The 16,970-nt window shown below is 65.5% G+C and carries 14 protein-coding genes; 12 read left to right on the forward strand and 2 right to left on the reverse strand.

The window, feature by feature from the left end; genetic code table 11:
* Positions 1-17 precede the first annotated feature (17 nt).
* The 4 genes from holA (at position 18) to A3CW_RS0101205 (ending at position 3,660) form a co-directional block, all read left to right on the forward strand.
* Positions 18-1,232 (forward strand): DNA polymerase III subunit delta, encoded by a 1,215-nt coding sequence (gene holA, locus A3CW_RS0101190; RefSeq protein WP_028201930.1) that lies wholly within the window; start codon positions 18-20, stop codon positions 1,230-1,232.
* A 197-nt stretch (positions 1,233-1,429) separates the two neighbouring features.
* Positions 1,430-2,701 (forward strand): glutamate-5-semialdehyde dehydrogenase, encoded by a 1,272-nt coding sequence (locus tag A3CW_RS0101195; RefSeq protein WP_028201931.1) that lies wholly within the window; start codon positions 1,430-1,432, stop codon positions 2,699-2,701.
* Positions 2,702-2,776: 75 nt separating this feature from the next.
* Positions 2,777-3,199 (forward strand): CopD family protein, encoded by a 423-nt coding sequence (locus A3CW_RS0101200; protein WP_028201932.1) that lies wholly within the window; start codon positions 2,777-2,779, stop codon positions 3,197-3,199.
* 80 nt (positions 3,200-3,279) lie between these two features.
* A complete protein-coding gene (locus A3CW_RS0101205) occupies positions 3,280-3,660 on the forward strand; it encodes a YadA-like family protein (protein ID WP_028201933.1) in 381 nt (126 codons plus the stop codon).
* A gap of 111 nt (positions 3,661-3,771) precedes the next feature.
* Here A3CW_RS0101205 and A3CW_RS0101210 read toward each other — a convergent pair whose 3' ends face one another.
* The gene (locus A3CW_RS0101210; protein WP_028201934.1) at positions 3,772-4,629 is read right to left on the reverse strand and encodes a MurR/RpiR family transcriptional regulator; all 858 of its coding nucleotides are present in this window, start codon (positions 4,627-4,629) and stop codon (positions 3,772-3,774) included.
* 289 nt (positions 4,630-4,918) lie between these two features.
* Between A3CW_RS0101210 and edd the strand changes: the two genes are divergently transcribed.
* The 4 genes from edd (at position 4,919) to A3CW_RS0101230 (ending at position 9,728) form a co-directional block, all read left to right on the forward strand.
* Positions 4,919-6,814, forward strand: coding sequence for a phosphogluconate dehydratase (gene edd / locus A3CW_RS0101215; protein WP_028201935.1), 1,896 nt, complete (start codon positions 4,919-4,921; stop codon positions 6,812-6,814).
* A gap of 23 nt (positions 6,815-6,837) precedes the next feature.
* Positions 6,838-7,479, forward strand: coding sequence for a bifunctional 4-hydroxy-2-oxoglutarate aldolase/2-dehydro-3-deoxy-phosphogluconate aldolase (gene eda / locus A3CW_RS0101220; protein ID WP_028201936.1), 642 nt, complete (start codon positions 6,838-6,840; stop codon positions 7,477-7,479).
* Between the two features lie 298 nt (positions 7,480-7,777).
* Positions 7,778-9,139, forward strand: a complete 1,362-nt coding sequence (locus A3CW_RS0101225; protein WP_028201937.1) for a GntP family permease — start codon at positions 7,778-7,780, stop codon at positions 9,137-9,139.
* Between the two features lie 79 nt (positions 9,140-9,218).
* Positions 9,219-9,728, forward strand: a complete 510-nt coding sequence (locus A3CW_RS0101230) for a gluconokinase (RefSeq protein ID WP_028201938.1) — start codon at positions 9,219-9,221, stop codon at positions 9,726-9,728.
* A 96-nt stretch (positions 9,729-9,824) separates the two neighbouring features.
* Here the strand turns inward: A3CW_RS0101230 and purB are convergent, their stop codons facing one another.
* Positions 9,825-11,213 carry an adenylosuccinate lyase gene (gene purB, locus A3CW_RS0101235; RefSeq protein WP_028201939.1) on the reverse strand — a complete coding sequence of 463 codons (1,389 nt, stop codon included), beginning with the start codon at positions 11,211-11,213 and terminating at the stop codon, positions 9,825-9,827.
* Between the two features lie 254 nt (positions 11,214-11,467).
* On the opposite strand from purB, the gene A3CW_RS0101240 reads away from it, so the two are divergent.
* The 4 genes from A3CW_RS0101240 to A3CW_RS0101255 all read left to right on the forward strand — a co-directional run bounded on the left by A3CW_RS0101240 (position 11,468) and on the right by A3CW_RS0101255 (position 16,955).
* On the forward strand, positions 11,468-13,270 hold the full coding sequence (locus A3CW_RS0101240) for a tetratricopeptide repeat protein (protein ID WP_028201940.1): 1,803 nt from the start codon (positions 11,468-11,470) through the stop codon (positions 13,268-13,270).
* 100 nt (positions 13,271-13,370) lie between these two features.
* Entirely contained in the window at positions 13,371-14,327 is a 957-nt protein-coding gene (locus A3CW_RS0101245; RefSeq protein ID WP_028201941.1) for a LysR family transcriptional regulator, read from the forward strand.
* A 201-nt stretch (positions 14,328-14,528) separates the two neighbouring features.
* Positions 14,529-15,815, forward strand: a complete 1,287-nt coding sequence (locus A3CW_RS0101250) for a Glu/Leu/Phe/Val family dehydrogenase (protein WP_028201942.1) — start codon at positions 14,529-14,531, stop codon at positions 15,813-15,815.
* A gap of 246 nt (positions 15,816-16,061) precedes the next feature.
* Positions 16,062-16,955: a glutamate/aspartate ABC transporter substrate-binding protein gene (locus A3CW_RS0101255; RefSeq protein WP_028201943.1), complete on the forward strand. Its 894-nt coding sequence runs from the start codon at positions 16,062-16,064 to the stop codon at positions 16,953-16,955.
* The last annotated feature ends 15 nt before the right edge of the window (positions 16,956-16,970 follow it).

The raw sequence follows: 16,970 nt of genomic DNA on the forward strand, positions 1-16,970 counted from the left end.
ATCTTCGACCGAGCGCCATGCAACTGCGACCCGACGCACTCGAACCGCACCTCGCCAGAGGCCTCGCCGGCCTGTACGTCGTCTACGGCGACGAACACCTGCTCGCCCAGGAGGCGTGCGACCGCATCCGCGCGGCTGCGCGCGCGGCGGGCTTTACCGACCGCTCGGTGTTTACCGTCGAGCGCGGCTTCGACTGGAGCTCGCTGCTCGGCGCGAGCCAGTCGATGTCGCTGTTCGGCGATCGCCAGCTGGTGGAGTTGCGCATTCCGTCGGGCAAGCCCGGCAAGGAAGGCGCGGACGCGCTCAAGACGCTCGCCGCCGCCTCGAATCCCGACGTGCTGATGCTCGTCACGCTGCCGCGCCTCGACGCCGCCACGCAGAAGTCTGCCTGGTTCACGGCGCTGGCTGAGAGTGGCGTCGCGCTGAAGATCGACCCCGTCGAACGCGCGGCGCTGCCGAACTGGATCGGCCAGCGTCTGGCGCTGCAAGGCCAGCGCGTGGCGTCCGGCGAGGACGGCCGGCGCGCGCTGCAATTCGTGGCGGAGCGTGTGGAAGGCAACCTGCTGGCGGCGCATCAGGAAATTCAGAAGCTTGGTTTGCTTTACCCGCAAGGCGTGCTGAGCTTCGAGCAGATTCACGACGCCGTGCTCAACGTCGCGCGCTACGACGTATTCAAGCTCAACGAAGCGATGCTCACAGGCGACGTTGGCCGCCTTGCGCGCATGCTCGACGGGCTGCAGGGCGAAGGCGAGGCTTCGGTGCTGGTGCTGTGGGCCGTGGTCGAAGAAATCCGCACGCTGCTGCGCATCAAGCGCGGCGTGGCGGCGGGCAAGCCGCTCGCCATGCTGCTGCGCGAGAACCGCGTGTGGGGGCCGCGCGAGCGGCTCATCGGGCCGGCGCTGTCGCGCCTGAGCGAAGCGACGCTTGAGCGCGGTCTCGCGCTCGCGGCGCGCCTCGACCGCCAGGTCAAGGGGCTTTCGGGTCAATCGCGCGCCGACTGGCGCAATGCGCTGCCGCCCGATGCCTGGGATGGCCTGTTCGAACTCGCCATGACCGTGGCCTCGCCGCGCGACGGTGCACCGCAGGCGCGCGCCGCCGCCGGTGCGCGTGGTGCTGCGGCGCCAGGGCGCGCGCAGCCGGGCGGTCAGCCAACTGGCCCAGCCGCGGCGGCAGCCGCCGCAGCGGCCGCGGCCCGACCGCGCACCGCAGGGCCGTCGCGCCGGCAAGGCTAAAGCGTTCCGCGCTTGCCTGAACCGGCACTTCGGCGCCTGCTTTACGCCCGCTGCGCGGCCGGTGCACCTGCCACGCCGCCCGGCCACGTCCAGCAGACCTTGGCGGCTGGCCTTAAAATCGGGCTGAACCGCTTTGAATCAAACCGTGCTTGGCGCTCATCCGACTGCGCCTCACGCGCCGCATGACGAAAGACACCATGGATATCGACCAGTACATGACCGACCTCGGCCGCCGCGCCCGCAACGCTTCGCGCGCGATGGCACGGGCCTCGACGGCCGCGAAGAACGCGGCGCTCGAAGCGGTGGCGCAAGCCATCGAGCGCGACGCGCAGCACTTGAAGGATGCGAACGCACGCGACCTCGCGCGCGCGCAGGAGAAGGGCCACGACGCGGCGTTCATCGACCGCCTCACGCTTTCGGACCAGGCGCTCAAGACGATGGTCGAGGGGCTGCGCCAGGTCGCGGCGCTGGCTGACCCCATCGGCGAGATCAGCAACCTCAAGTTCCGCCCGAGCGGCATTCAGGTAGGGCAGATGCGCGTGCCGCTGGGCGTGATCGGCATCATCTACGAATCGCGGCCGAACGTGACAATCGACGCGGCGGCGTTGTGCCTGAAGTCGGGCAACGCCACGATTCTGCGCGGCGGCTCCGAGGCGCTCGAATGCAATACAGCGCTCGCGAAGCTGATTGGCGAAGGGCTCGCGGCGGCCGGCCTGCCGCAGGACGCGGTGCAGGTGGTCGAGACTGCCGACCGCGCGGCCGTGGGCAAGCTCATCACGATGACGGAATTCGTGGACGTGATCGTGCCGCGCGGCGGCAAGAGCCTGATCGAGCGCCTGATGGCCGAGGCGCGCGTGCCGATGATCAAGCACCTGGACGGCATCTGCCATGTGTACGTGGACGACCGTGCCGATCTCGCCAAAGCCCTGACCGTGTGCGACAACGCCAAGACGCACCGCTACGGCACCTGCAACACGATGGAGACGCTGCTCGTGGCGCGCGGCATTGCGCACGACGTGCTGCCGCCGCTTGGGCGCCTGTATCGCGAGAAGGAAGTGGAGCTGCGCGTGGATGCTGCGGCGCGCTCGATTCTCGCCGACGCGGGCGTTGGTCCGCTGGTGGATGCGACCGAGGAAGACTGGCGTACCGAGTACCTCGCGCCCGTGCTGGCGGTGAAGGTGGTGGATACGCTCGACGACGCGATCGAGCACGTCAACGCCTACGGCTCGCACCACACGGATGCAATCGTCACCGAAGATCACGACCGCGCCATGCGCTTCCTGCGCGAAGTCGACTCGGCGAGCGTGATGCTGAACGCCTCGACGCGCTTTGCCGACGGTTTCGAGTTCGGCCTCGGTGCGGAGATCGGCATTTCGAACGACAAGCTGCATGCGCGCGGCCCGGTCGGCCTGGAAGGGCTGACCTCGTTGAAGTACGTGGTGCTCGGCCACGGCGAAGGCCGTCAATAATCGCGCATCGCACGAGGCGGAGCACGGCGTAGCGCCCCGCCTCGTTGGACGATCGCTCACGAAGAAGAAAAAATAATGTCGATGCTCTGGGTCAAGACGTTTCACATCGTACTGATCGCCTCGTGGTTCGCGGGCCTGTTCTACCTGCCGCGCATCTTCGTGAATCTCGCGATGGAAACCGAGCCTGCGGCCGTCAAGCGACTGCTCATCATGGCGCGCAAACTCTACCGCTTCATGACAATGATCGCCGTGCCCGCGCTGCTGTGCGGGCTGTGGCTGTGGCTCGTGGTGGGCATCGGGCGCGGCCAGGGCTGGATTCACGCGAAGGTGGGCGTGGTGCTGCTGCTGATTGGCTATCACGCGTATTGCGGACGTTTGCTCAAGACCTTCGAGCGCGGCGAAAACCGCCGCTCCGACAAGTGGTATCGCATGTTCAACGAGTTGCCAGTGCTGGGCATGCTGGCCGCCGTGGCGTTGGCTGTCATCAAGCCGTTCTGAACCTCTGGCGCCGCCACTGCGGCGCGCAATTCAGCTTCTTTCCTGCGCGAGCGCCGTCAGATTGTGCCCGTCGTCTCGCGGTGCATACCAACTCGATGGCGGCCGGCGGCGGTGCGATTGCTTCGGGTGCGAACTCGACGTCGATTGGAGACTCGGCGAGGGCCACGGACAACTCAGTCGCGCTGGGTGCAAACTCAGTGGCGGACGAGGACAACGCTGTGTCCGTGGGCTCGCAAGTCAATGAGCGTCGTATCACCAACGTCGCGAGTGGCGTCAACACTACCGATGCGGTGAACATGGGGCAGCTGCAGAGCGGCCTGAATACGCTTCAGAGCAACGTCAACTCGGTGGCGCTCGGCGCATCGGCGCGCATCACGCAGAACCTCAAGGTGAAGGTCGGCGGCGGTTATGCATCGGGTGGCGGTGCCACGGTCGGCGGCGGTATGTCGTACCAGTGGTAAGCCTGGCTTTCCCCCGTTGTTCGGCCGCGTAGTTCAGGCCGAAACGCAAAGCGGACTCCCTCGGGAGTCCGTTTTTTTGTGGGCGCGTTCTGATCCGCCGTTAGCCTGTCGTTAGCCGTTAGGGTCCAGACGTCGTCGCGCGATGATCTCCTTCGCATCGGCGAGTTTCTCCGCAAGCTCTGGACCGCGCTGCAGCGCCACACCTACCGCGAGTATGTCACCGATCGCAAGGTGCGAAGTCCGCGAAGTCATCGGCGAGAAGACGTCGGTGTCCTCGTCGACATTCGCGTGCAGGCCGACGCTCGCCAGGCGCGCGAGCGGCGAGGTGCCATGCGTGATCGCGATCACCTTCGCGCCGCGATCGAGCGCCGTGCGCGCGGCGTCCACGATGTCGCGCGTGCGCCCCGTGTTCGAGATCGCCACCACGACATCGCCGGGGCCGAGCAACGCCGCCGACATCAGGAACGTATGCGGGTCTGAATACGCGACGCTCGGCATGCCGAGCCGGAAGAACTTGTGCTGCATGTCCTGCGCGGCGATGCCCGAGCCACCCGCACCATAGAACTCGATACGCGCCGCATGCGCGAGCAGGCCGATCGCCGCGGCGAGCGAGTCCGTCGAGAGGTTGTTGCGCACCTGCACGAGCGCGCCGATGGTGCGGTCGAGCACCTTGGCCGCGACGCCCGGCACGGGCTCGTCCGGTCTCACGTCGCGATAGACGGCCGGGTGCTCGGTCGGCAGATCGGCGGCAACGGCCTGCGCGAGGCGAATCTTGAACTCGCGGAATCCCGAGAACCCCAACGCATGGCAAAACCGCGCGATGGTCGGCTGGCTCACGCCCGCCCGCTCGGCGACCTCGGTCATCGACAGATCGAGCACCTCGCGTGGCGCCTGGATCACGTAATCGGCGAGCTTGCGCTCCGAAGGGCGCAATTGCTCGCGCATGGCTTTCACCTGGGACAGCAGCATCAGGAAACTCGCACTATGCTGAAAGATCCGTGGACTATAACGGATCGGACGTTATGTACAAAAACTACAGGATCGCCGTTTGCTTCTTTTCAGTCCAGGCGTGAATCAACGCGCAAGGCCTGTAAATAATGAGACTAGGCGTTCGTTTAACGTTGCGCTCCCAGGGTCTTACCGGGATTGTCGTCTTGTAGTTTTTCTACTAACATCGCGCCATCGCTGTCTGGTGCGCCCAAAGCGCGCCCGATCTGGCCCCGAGCGTCCCCGCCGTGACAAGAAGGAAGGAGATTCGATGGTTTCCCCGCATTCTCAGTTGATGAAGGTCACGCAGCGCGTGATCGAGCGCAGCAAGCCCACGCGCGAGGCCTATCTGGCGCGCATTGCGGCGGCTCAGGACCGGTTCCCGGCGCGCGGCGCGCTCTCCTGCGCGAATCTTGCCCACGGCTTCGCCGGCCTCGAGGGCCGCGACAAGATCTCGATCAAGTCGATTCGCGAGCCGAATATCGGCATCGTCTCGGCGTACAACGAGATGCTCTCGGCGCACGCGCCCTACAAGGATTTCCCCGACATCATCAAGAAGGCGGCCCGCGAAGGCGGCGGCGTCGCGCAGTTCGCGGGTGGCGTGCCGGCGATGTGCGATGGCGTGACGCAAGGCAACGCCGGCATGGAGCTGTCGCTCTTTTCGCGTGAAGTGATCGCGATGAGCACGGCCGTCGCGCTCACGCACAACATGTTCGATGCGGCGCTCTGCCTCGGCGTGTGCGACAAGATCGTGCCGGGCCTGTTGATCGGCGCGCTGCAATTCGGCCACCTGCCGACCATTTTCGTGCCCGCCGGCCCGATGACGAGCGGCATCACGAACGACGACAAGGCCAAGGTGCGCCAGCAGTTTGCCACGGGCCAGTGCGATCGCGCGGCGCTGCTCGAATCGGAGGCCGCCGCGTATCACGGCCACGGCACCTGCACGTTCTACGGCACGGCCAACAGCAACCAGATGCTCATGGAGATCATGGGCCTGCATCTGCCAGGTTCGGCCTTCATCCATCCGCATACGCCGTTGCGCGACGAACTCACCGCCGCTGCGGCGCGCCGCGTGCTCGAGCTCACGGTCGAGCGCGGCAACTACACGCCGATCGGCCATGTGGTCGACGAGAAGGCCGTGATCAACGGCATCGTCGCGCTGATGGCGACGGGCGGCTCGACCAACCACACGCTGCACCTCGTGGCGATGGCGCGGGCGGCGGGCATCATCATCGACTGGAACGACTTCGACGTGCTGTCGGACACCGTGCCGCTGCTCGCGCGCGTCTATCCGAACGGCAAGGCCGACGTGAATCATTTCCACGCGGCGGGCGGCATCGCCTTCCTCGTGCGCGAACTGCTCGACGGCGGGCTGCTGCACGAAGACGTGAATACCGTCGCGGGCCGTGGCCTGCGACATTACACCGAGGAGCCGAAGCTCATCGACGGCAAGCTCACCTGGGTGCCGGCGGTCGAGAAGAGCGCCGACGAAACCGTGCTGCGTCCGCTGCCGACGCCGTTCCAGCCGGACGGCGGCCTGCGCCTGATGCAGGGGCGTCTGGGCCGCGGCGTCATCAAGGTTTCCGCTGTCGCGCCGGAGCGCCGCAAGGTGCGTGCGCCCGCCATCGTGTTCGATTCGCAGGAAGCCGTGCAGGAAGCGTTCGACCGCGGCGAACTCGAGCGCGATTTCGTGGCCGTCGTGCGCTTCCAGGGCGCGCGCGCGAATGGCATGCCGGAGCTGCACCGCCTCACGCCGTTGCTCGGCGTGCTGCAGGACAAGGGCTTTCACGTGGCGCTCGTGACTGACGGGCGCATGTCGGGCGCGTCGGGCAAGGTGCCCGCGGTCATCCACGTTTCGCCGGAAACGCTGCTGCACGGCCCGATCGGCAAGGTGCGCGACGGCGATACGATCGTGATCGACGCGGTGGAAGGCGTGCTCGACATCGAAGTGGATGCCGCCGAGTGGGACGCGCGTCCGGTCGCGCAGCCTGCGCATCAGGAACTCAATGAAGTGGGCTTTGGCCGCGAGCTGTTCGGCGTGTTCCGTGCCACCGCCGCGCCGGCGGAGCTGGGCGCCACGGTGTTCGGTCCGCTCGTGGGCGAGCAGGCCGCGCCCGCACCGGCGGCTGCGGCCGCCGCCCATGCGCCGGCCCACGCCGCGAACTAAATTCATCATCAAGGAGCCTGAACATGGCAAATAGCACAGTCGCCGACATCGTTCGCCTCGGTCCCGTCATCCCGGTGCTCGCATTCGACACGCCGGAGCAGGGCGAGCACGTTTCCCGCGCGCTCCACGCGGGCGGCGTGAAGGTGCTCGAAATCACACTGCGCACGAAGGCCGGCCTCGAAGCGATCGAGCGCGCCGCGAAGATCGCGCCGGATATCGTCGTGGGCGTGGGCACGATCACGAAGCCCGAGCACTGCGCGCTCGCGAAGCAGGCCGGCGCACAGTTCGGCGTTTCGCCGGGCCTCACGCGCGAGATTCATCAGGCTTCGCTCGACGCGGGCCTGCCGCTGCTGCCGGGCGTGATGACGCCGACCGACATCATCGTCGCGATGGAACTGGGCTACGAGATCGTCAAGTTCTTCCCGGCGGTTCCGGCCGGTGGCCTGAACATGCTGCAGGCCTTCCACGGCCCGTTCCCGACGCTCAAGTTCTGCCCGACGGGCGGTATCAGCGCCGAATCCGCGCCGACCTTCCTCGCGCTGCCCAACGTGGTGTGCGTGGGCGGCTCGTGGCTTACGCCGAAGGCGGCCATCTCCGCGCAGAACTGGGACGAAGTCACGCGCCTTGCGCACGCCGCGAGCGAGCTGTCGCGCCCGGTGCGCTAATCGAGCGCGTCTGCTTGTTGCTCTGACGCGCGCGCCGCATGTTGCGGCGCAACGAAGACCGGAATGCCGCGCCCCGCATGTATGGAGGGCGTGCAGCGAGCCGCGCAAACGGCGCCTTTCAGGCGCGCGCTTTGCGCGGCTCGCGTGTCATTCAAGCACGCTGCACCAAAAGTCGTTATAAGCTCTACAATCCCCGGCCCGGCGACGGCCGGCACTTTTGTCCCGTGGGCCGCTGCTGCGCTCATCCGTCGCCGCACAGGGCAAAAGGATTTCGAACAACTACCTGGAGAAGAGCCTCATGGGAGTGGCCCACGGCAGCATGCTGCTGATTTACGCGCTCGTCGCGATCGCCGCGCTGATCCTGCTGATCACGCGCTTCAAGGTTTATCCATTTCTCGTCCTGATCATCGTTTCGCTGCTGCTCGGCCTCGCCGTCGGCATGCCGATGGATCAGATCGTCAAGTCGTTCGAGACCGGCAACGGCAACACGCTCGGGCACATCGCCATCGTGGTGGGCCTCGGCACGATGCTCGGCAAGATGATGGCGGAGTCGGGCGGCGCCGAGCGCGTTGCCACGACGCTCATTCGCTGGTTCGGCGAGAAGAACATTCACTGGGCCATGATGGTCGTCGCGATCATCGTCGGCTTGCCGGTGTTCTTCGAAGTCGGCTTCGTGCTGCTCATCCCGATCGCGTTCAACGTCGCGAAGCGCACCGGCAAGTCGCTTCTGCTGATCGGCCTGCCGATGGTGGCGGGCCTTTCGGTCGTGCACGGGCTGATTCCGCCGCACCCGGCCGCGCTTCTGGCCGTGCAGGCGTATCACGCCGACATCGGCAAGACCATCGCTTACGGCCTGATCGTGGGCGTGCCCACGGCGATCATCGCCGGACCGCTCTTCGCGCTCTTCATTCACCGCTACATCAAGCTGCCGGAGAGCAATCCGCTTGCCGACCAGTTCGTGAGCAAGGCCGATCCCAAGCCCGATAGCGAACTGCCGAGCTTCGGCGTCACGCTCTTCACGATCCTGCTGCCCGTGATCCTCATGCTGATCGGCAGCTGGGCCGATCTCGTGTTCGCGCCCAAGACGCTGCCGAACAATCTGTTGCACTTTATCGGCACCTCGGACGTCGCGCTGCTGATCGCCGTGCTGGTAAGCTTCTGGACCTTCGGCGCGCAACGCGGCTTCACGCGCGAGCAGATCCAGAAGTTCTGCGGCGACTGTCTTGCGCCGATCGCGGGCATCACGCTGATCGTGGGCGCGGGCGGCGGCTTTGGCCGCGTGCTGATGGACAGCGGCGTGTCGAAGCAGATCGTCGAGCTGGCACAGAACGAACATCTGTCGCCGCTCTTGCTCGGCTGGCTCGTCGCCGCGCTGATCCGTCTCGCAACGGGCTCGGCCACGGTCGCCATGACCACGGCCTGCGGCATCGTCGCGCCGATCGCATCGGCCAGCGCCATGACCGTGAAGCCGGAGCTGCTCGTGCTCGCCACGGGCTCGGGCTCGCTGATCTTCTCGCACGTCAACGACGGCGGTTTCTGGCTGATCAAGGAGTATTTCGGCATGAGCGTCGTGCAGACGTTCAAGACATGGTCATTGCTGGAGACCATTATTTCGCTGCTGGGCCTTGGTTTGACCTTCGCCCTCGCAGCGGTGGTGTAACGCGCAACTATGTTGCAGTCATGTTGCATGGGACCGGAGTCAGCGCTAAATCGCTAACTCCGTTCGACAGGAGCAGTAAATGATTTTGATAGCGATGGGCGTGTCGGGCGCAGGCAAGACACGCATCGGCGAATTGCTCGCCGAGCGCCTCAAGTGCACCTTCACCGACGGCGACGCCTTCCACAGCGAAGCCAACAAAAAGAAGATGCACGACGGCATTCCCCTCACCGACGACGACCGCTGGCCGTGGCTGCGTACGATTCGCGCGGCGATCGAGGAGAAGCAGCGCGCCCACGAAACGGCCGTGTTCACCTGCTCGTCGCTCAAGCGCTCGTATCGCGACATCCTGCGCGGCAACGATCGCGACGTGTGCTTCGTCTACCTGAAGGGCTCGTTCGAAGTGCTGCACGAGCGCCTCGCATCGCGCACCGGCCACTTCTTCGACCCGTCGCTGCTGCAAAGCCAGCTCGACACGCTCGAAGCGCCGGGCGCGGACGAGGCGATCGAGGTGAGCATCGAGCTTACGCCCGAGCAGATCGTCGACGAGGTGATGAAGCAGATGGAAACGCGCCGCAATCAGGCCTCCTGATCTCGCGGCCACGCACGATCACGCGATCGTGCGGCGGTAAACGAAAAAGCGCTCGATTCGATCGAGCGCTTTTTTTATGGCCTTGCGGTGTCGCGATTACGAAATCCGCTTCGCCAGCTCGACCGCGAGGCCGACGTACGACGCAGGCGTCATTTCCAGCAGACGCTTCTTCGCGTCTTCAGGAATCGCCAGGCCGCTCACGAACGTCTGCAGCGCTTCGCGCGTAATGCCCTTGCCGCGCGTGAGTTCCTTCAACTGCTCGTACGGGTTCTCGATGCCGTAGCGGCGCATGACCGTCTGCACCGGCTCGGCCAGCACTTCCCACGTGGCGTCGAGGTCGTCGTTCAGGCGTTGCGGGTTCACTTCGAGCTTGTCCAGACCGCGGATCAGCGCGTCGTACGCGAGCAGCGAGTAGCCGAACGCGACGCCGATGTTGCGCAGCACCGTCGAATCGGTGAGGTCGCGCTGCCAGCGCGAGACGGGCAGCTTGTCGGCGAGGTGGCGCAGCGTGGCGTTCGCGAGGCCCAGGTTGCCTTCCGAGTTTTCGAAGTCGATCGGGTTGACCTTGTGCGGCATGGTCGACGAGCCGATTTCGCCAGCCTTCGTCTTCTGCTTGAAGTAGCCGAGCGAGATATAGCCCCAGACGTCGCGGTCGAGGTCGAGCAGGATCGTGTTCGCGCGCGCGACGGCGTCGAACAGTTCCGCCATGTAGTCGTGCGGCTCGATCTGGATCGTGTACGGGTTGAACGTGAGCTTCAGACGCTGCTCGACGACTTCCTTCGAGAAGGCTTCCCAGTCGAATTCCGGATACGCCGAGAGATGCGCGTTGAAGTTGCCGACTGCGCCATTCATCTTGCCGAGCAGTTCGACCTTCTCGATGCGCTGGATCGCACGCGCGAGACGCGCCGCGACGTTGGCGATTTCCTTGCCGAGCGTAGTGGGGCTGGCCGGCTGGCCGTGCGTGCGCGAGAGCATCGGCTGCTCGGCGTGCGTGTGCGCGAGCGCGACGAGACGTTGATGCACCGAGCGCAGCGCCGGCAGGATCACGTGCTCGCGTGCGCCCGCGAGCATCAGGCCGTGCGACGTGTTGTTGATGTCTTCCGAGGTGCAGGCGAAGTGGATGAACTCGCTTGCGCGCTCCAGTTCCGGCTGGCCTTTCACCGACTCCTTGAGCCAGTACTCCACGGCCTTCACGTCGTGGTTCGTCACGCGCTCGATGTCCTTGATGCGCGCGGCGTCGTGCGCCGTAAAGTTCTCGGCGAGCTTGAGCAGGAATTGCTCCGAGGCTGCCGAGAAGCGCGGCACTTCCGCGAAACCGGCCTGCGAGAGCGCGATCAGCCAGTGGATTTCCACGGTCACGCGGTTGCGCATGAACGCGGCTTCCGAGAGCCAGTCGCGCAGCGCTTCGGTTTTCGAGGCGTAGCGGCCGTCGAGCGGGGAGAGCGCGTTGAGCGCGAAGAGGGTATCGGGACGAGTGTCGGACATGATGGGGACGTAACGTGGCGCGTTACGCTCAGTTGGCAGTCGGTCGCAGTCAGATTCGAGACGGCGGGAACCCGAGATTTTATCACCTTGCCGACAGGGGCCGAGGCCGACGCTGTCAGCAACGGCTGAGCGCAGGCCCGTGACGCACCCCAAGGCGTTCAGTCGCACCGGGCTGTTAACGAGATGGGGCGTTTTGAGACCGATATAGAGTGCGATCACGTCAAAAGTTTGAGCTTAATCAAATACTTGCTGCCATGACTCTCGATGCTCCCATTCTCGCTACCGGCCAGGCCGCTGACCTGATCGAAGCCGGCCTGGCTTGCCACCGCGCGGGCCGGATCGACGACGCCCACGCTTACTATCAGTCCGCGCTCGCGGCGCAGCCCGACGATCCCGGCGCACTGCACTACCTCGGCGTGATCGCGCTCGGCCGCGACCAACTGCGGGAAGCCGCCGCGCTGATGGACCGCGCGCTCGCGCAGGCGCCCGGCAACGCCGAATATCTGGCCAACCGCGGCGTGGTCGCGAACCGCCTTGGCGACCATGCTGGCGCCGCCGCCTGGCAGCGCAAGGCGCTGGCGCTCGCGCCCGGCTTCGCGAACGCGCACAACAATCTCGGCAATGCGCTGATGGAACTCGGCGATCTCGCCGGCGCGGCGCAGCACTATCGGCGTGCGCGTTCGCTGGAGCCACGATCCGCACACTTCGCGTTCAATCTCGGGCGAGCACTGGAAGCCACCGGCGAAAAAGACGCCGCACTTGCGCAGTTCCGCACAGCCGCCGCGCTCGATCCCCGCGATCTGAAGACGTTGGTCCACATGGGCCGGCTACTGCGCGCGATGGAGAAGTACGCCGAAGCGGCCGCCTGCTTCGAGGCTGTGATTGCACGCGAGCCCGACAACGTGCTCGCGCTCTTCGAACTCGGCTATGCCTATGACGCGATGCACCGCTACGAAGCGGCGATCCCGCTCTACCGGCGTGCCGCGACACTCAAGCCCGATGCGGCGGGCATCGTCAACAATCTGGCCTTCGCGCTGACCGCGCTGGCGCGCTACGACGAAGCGGAGATCGACTATCGCCGCGCACTGGAACTGAACCCCGACTTGCCGGAATCGCGCTTTCAGCTCGGCATGCTGATGCTGCGGCGCGACGACTATACCGGCGGCTGGCCGCTCTTCGAGAACCGCAAGCTCACCTCGACCGCCAGAGCCAACTACCGCAAGCTGCCGTGCCCCGAGTGGCTGGGCGAGCCGCTGGAAGGCAAGCGTTTCCTGATCTGCCGCGAGCAGGGCGTGGGCGATCAGATCCAGTTCGTGCGCTACGCGGGCCTGCTGGCGCAGATGGGCGCGCAGGTTCACGCGTGGGTCGCGCCGGAACTGGCGTCGCTCGCGGCGACGGTGCCGGGCGTCGCAGGCGTGCTCGACGCCGCGCCGAGCGACGAAGCCATCGCCTCGCAATACGACTACTGGTGCGACGTGATGAGCCTGCCGCTGAAATTTCCCGGCCGGCCGATCTACGCCGACACGCCGTATATGCGCGCCGATACCGTGCAGGCCGCCGCCTGGCGTGCCCGCGTGAACGCGCTGGCCGGCGCCGCGCAGCGCCGTATCGGGCTCGTCTGGGCGGGCAACCCGCGCCACCATTTCGACGCTTTCCGTTCCGTGCCGCTCAAGTCGCTTCTGCCGCTGTCCGCACTCGCCGGCAACGCCTGGTTCGCGCTCCAGAAAGGCCCGGCGGCCGCGCAGCTTGCGGCGGTCGCGGGCCGCTGGCCGATGGACGCGCCCGGCGACGATCTGCACGACTTCGCGGCCACAGCGGCGCTCATCGAGGCGCTCGACCTCGTCATCACGGTCGATACTTCGGTGGCGCACCTCGCCGGCGCGCTCGGCAAGCCCGTGTGGGTGCTGCTCGCCGCGCAGCCCGACTGGCGCTGGCGCAAGGATCGCGCCGATTCGGTCTGGTATCCGTCGGCGCGCGTGTTCCGCCAATCGACGCTCGGCGACTGGCGCGGCGTGGTCGCCGAACTGGAAGCCGCGCTTTCCGGGGCTTCCCGCTAAGGAACCCGGCCGGCGCGCCGCGCGATATTCGCCGCACCGGCGCCCAGGCGCGCGCCAGCGGGCCTAGAATGCGGACTTCTCATCCGCTCGCTGGCCCCGCATGGAACTCAAATGGCTCGAAGACTTCGTCTCGCTTGCAGAGACGCATAGTTTCAGTCGCTCGGCCGAGCTGCGCCACGTGACGCAGCCGGCTTTCTCGCGCCGCATCCAGGCGCTCGAGGCGTGGCTCGGCACCGAGCTGATCGATCGTTCGGTTTATCCGACGCGCCTCACGGCGGCGGGCCAGGTCTTCTACGAGCAGGCGCTCGCGATGCTTTCGCAGTTTCACGAGGCGCGCACCCTGTTGCGCGGCCACACGGCCACGCCGGCCGCGACGATCGAGTTCGCGGTGCCGCACACCCTTTCGCTCACGTACTTTCCGCGCTGGCTGCAGCGCATCGAGGCAAAGCTCGGCCGCATCCACACGCGGCTGCGCGCGCTGAACGTGCACGACGCCGTGCTCTCGCTGGTGGAGGGCGGCTGCGACCTCGTGATGGGCTATCACCACCCGAGCCACCCCGTCACGCTCGACCCCGCGCGTTACGACACGTTGACGCTCGGTATCGAGTCGATCAGCCCGTATTCGGCGCCGCAGCGCGCGGGTCGTGCGCGTTACACGCTGCCCGGCACGCCCGATGCGCCCACACCGTATCTCTCGTATACGCCGAACGCGTATCTCGGCCGCATGACCGAGGTGATCGTTGCCAATGCACCGGCGCGGCTCTATCTGGACCGCGTGTACGAAACGGACATGGCAGAAGGGCTCAAGGCGATGACGCTGGCCGGGCACGGCATCGCCTTCTTGCCGCACAGCGCGGTGGAGGACGCCGTGGCCCAGGGCGAGCTGATCCGCCTCGACCGCGGCACGCGCGGCGTGCCGGAGGGCCAGTTCACGCTCGATATGGAGATCCGCCTCTATCGCGACAAGCTCGCGACCCAGGGCGACGATGCGCGCCAGGCGCTCGTGCGCGAGCTGTGGGAAGCGGTCAGCGAGGAACTTGCGCAGGGCAAGCGCTGACGAAGCGGCAAGCTGGACTCACAACAGCCGCGCAAACAGTCAGGCTATTTCAGTCTGTAAGGCCTGGGGCACGGAGCCCGCGACACGTTTTTTCGACTTCGTGGGCGTTATGCACGAAAAGCATAACGGGATGATCAAACGGCATTGGATTTCACGTGGGCGTTTTCTGACAATGGCACCACTTGTTCGATCGGAGCGTTCATGTCATCCCAACAGCAGTCGGTTCCTTCCTATCTCCACGCCGATGATCTCGGCCCCTGGGGCAACTATCTTCGTCAGGTCGACCGCGTGGCGCCGTATCTCGGCTCGCTCTCGCGCTGGCTCGAAACGCTCAAGCGTCCGAAGCGCATCCTGATCGTCGACTGCCCCATCGAACTCGATAACGGCACCGTTGCACACTTCGAAGGCTATCGTGTCCAGCACAACGTTTCGCGTGGTCCCGGCAAGGGCGGCGTGCGTTATCACCAGGACGTTACGCTCTCCGAAGTAATGGCGCTTTCCGCGTGGATGTCCGTGAAGAACGCCGCAGTGAACGTGCCGTACGGCGGCGCGAAGGGCGGTATCCGCGTCGATCCGCGCACGCTTTCACGTGGTGAGCTCGAGCGCGTGACGCGTCGCTACACCAGCGAAATCGGCATCATCATCGGACCGAACACCGACATTCCCGCGCCGGACGTCAACACGAACGAGCAGATCATGGCGTGGATGATGGACACCTACTCGATGAACCAGGGCCAGACGGCCACGGGCGTCGTGACGGGCAAACCCATCTCGCTCGGCGGCTCGCTTGGCCGCCGCGAAGCCACGGGCCGCGGCGTGTTCGTCGTCGGCTGCGAGTCCGCGCGCCGCACGGGTCTTTCGATCGACGGCGCACGCATTGCGGTGCAGGGCTTCGGCAACGTGGGCGGCATTGCCGCGCGCCTCTTCCAGGAAGCCGGCTCGAAAATCGTCGCCGTGCAAGACCATTCCGGCTCGCTCTACAACTCGAGCGGCATGAACGCGGAAGCGCTACTCGAGCACGTTGCGAAGACGGGCGGCGTGGCGGGCTTTGCGGGCGCCGAGGTGATGGAGAACGACGAATTCTGGACCGTCGAAACCGACATCCTCATTCCGGCCGCGCTGGAAAACCAGATCACCGAGAAGAACGCGGGCAAGATCCGCACGAAGATCATCGTGGAAGGCGCGAACGGCCCGACCACGACGGCAGCCGACGACATCCTGCACGACAAGGGCGTGCTCGTGATCCCCGACGTGGTGGCGAACGCAGGCGGCGTGACCGTTTCGTACTTCGAGTGGGTGCAGGACTTCTCGAGCTTCTTCTGGACCGAGCACGAAATTAACGAACGTCTCGAACGCGTGATGCGCGAAGCCTTTACGGCGGTGTGGCAAGTGTCGAGCGAGCAGAAGGTCTCGATGCGTACCGCGGCGTTCATCGTGGCATGTAAGCGCATCCTGATGGCGCGCGAAATGCGTGGTCTGTATCCCTGATTGCACCCGGCTGGCAGGCGTCGCGACGCTGCAAGCCTTGCCACGCAAGGCGCGCCGCGAAGTGACGAAAGCATGACCGCGCCGTGACAGGTTTTTGCGCCGCACATCAAGGCGCATAGAAGGCGGACGTTCTCCACAAGGGGGCGTCCGCCTTCGCACATTCAGGCGTTGCGCCAGGGTCACTCTTGATTCTTTCAAAAAAATTACTTTGATAAACTGACGGCGGTTCTTGTACCGGAGAAAACAATGCAAATCAAAAAGACCGCCGCTCTGCTCGCACTCCTTGGTTTCGTCGCCACCAGCGCTTTCGCGCAGGACGCGGGCACCCTCAAGAAGATCAAGGACACGGGCGTCATCTCGCTGGGGCACCGCGAGTCGTCCATTCCTTTTTCGTACTACGACGACAAGCAGAATGTGATCGGCTACTCGCAAGACTACGCGATGAAAATCGTCGAGGCAGTCAAGCAGAAGCTGAACATGCCTAACCTGAAGGTCAAGATGGTGCCCATCACGTCGCAGAACCGCATTCCGCTCGTGCAAAACGGCACGGTGGACATCGAATGCGGCTCGACCACGAACAATGCCGAACGTCAGCAGCAGGCCGCCTTCACGAACACGATCTTCGTGATCGGCACGCGCCTCATGACGAAGAAGGATTCGGGCGTCAAGGACTTCGCCGACCTCAAGGGCAAGACCGTCGTGACGACGGCGGGCACGACGTCCGAGCGCCTGCTGCGCAAGATGAACCAGGACAAGAGCATGGGCATGAACATCATCAGCGCGAAGGATCACGGCGAGTCGTTCATGACGCTCTCCACGGGCCGCGCAGTGGCGTTCATGATGGACGATGCGCTGCTCGCGGGCGAGCGCGCCAAGTCGAACAATCCGGGCGACTTCGTGATCGTCGGCCAGCCGCAGTCGCGTGAGGCGTACGGCTGCATGATGCGCAAGAACGACCCCGAGTTCAAGAAGGTCGCCGACGACGCCATCGCCAAGGTCCAGACCTCGGGCGAAGGCGAAACGATCTACAAGAAGTGGTTCGAATCGCCGATCCCGCCGAAGGGTCTCAACCTGAACTTCCCGATGAGCGAAGACATGAAAGCGCTGTTCAAGAATCCGAACGACAAGGCGATCGATTAACACGGCCCCGGCCGG

Source organism: Paraburkholderia nodosa DSM 21604, from assembly GCF_000519185.1.
GTDB lineage: Bacteria > Pseudomonadota > Gammaproteobacteria > Burkholderiales > Burkholderiaceae > Paraburkholderia > Paraburkholderia nodosa.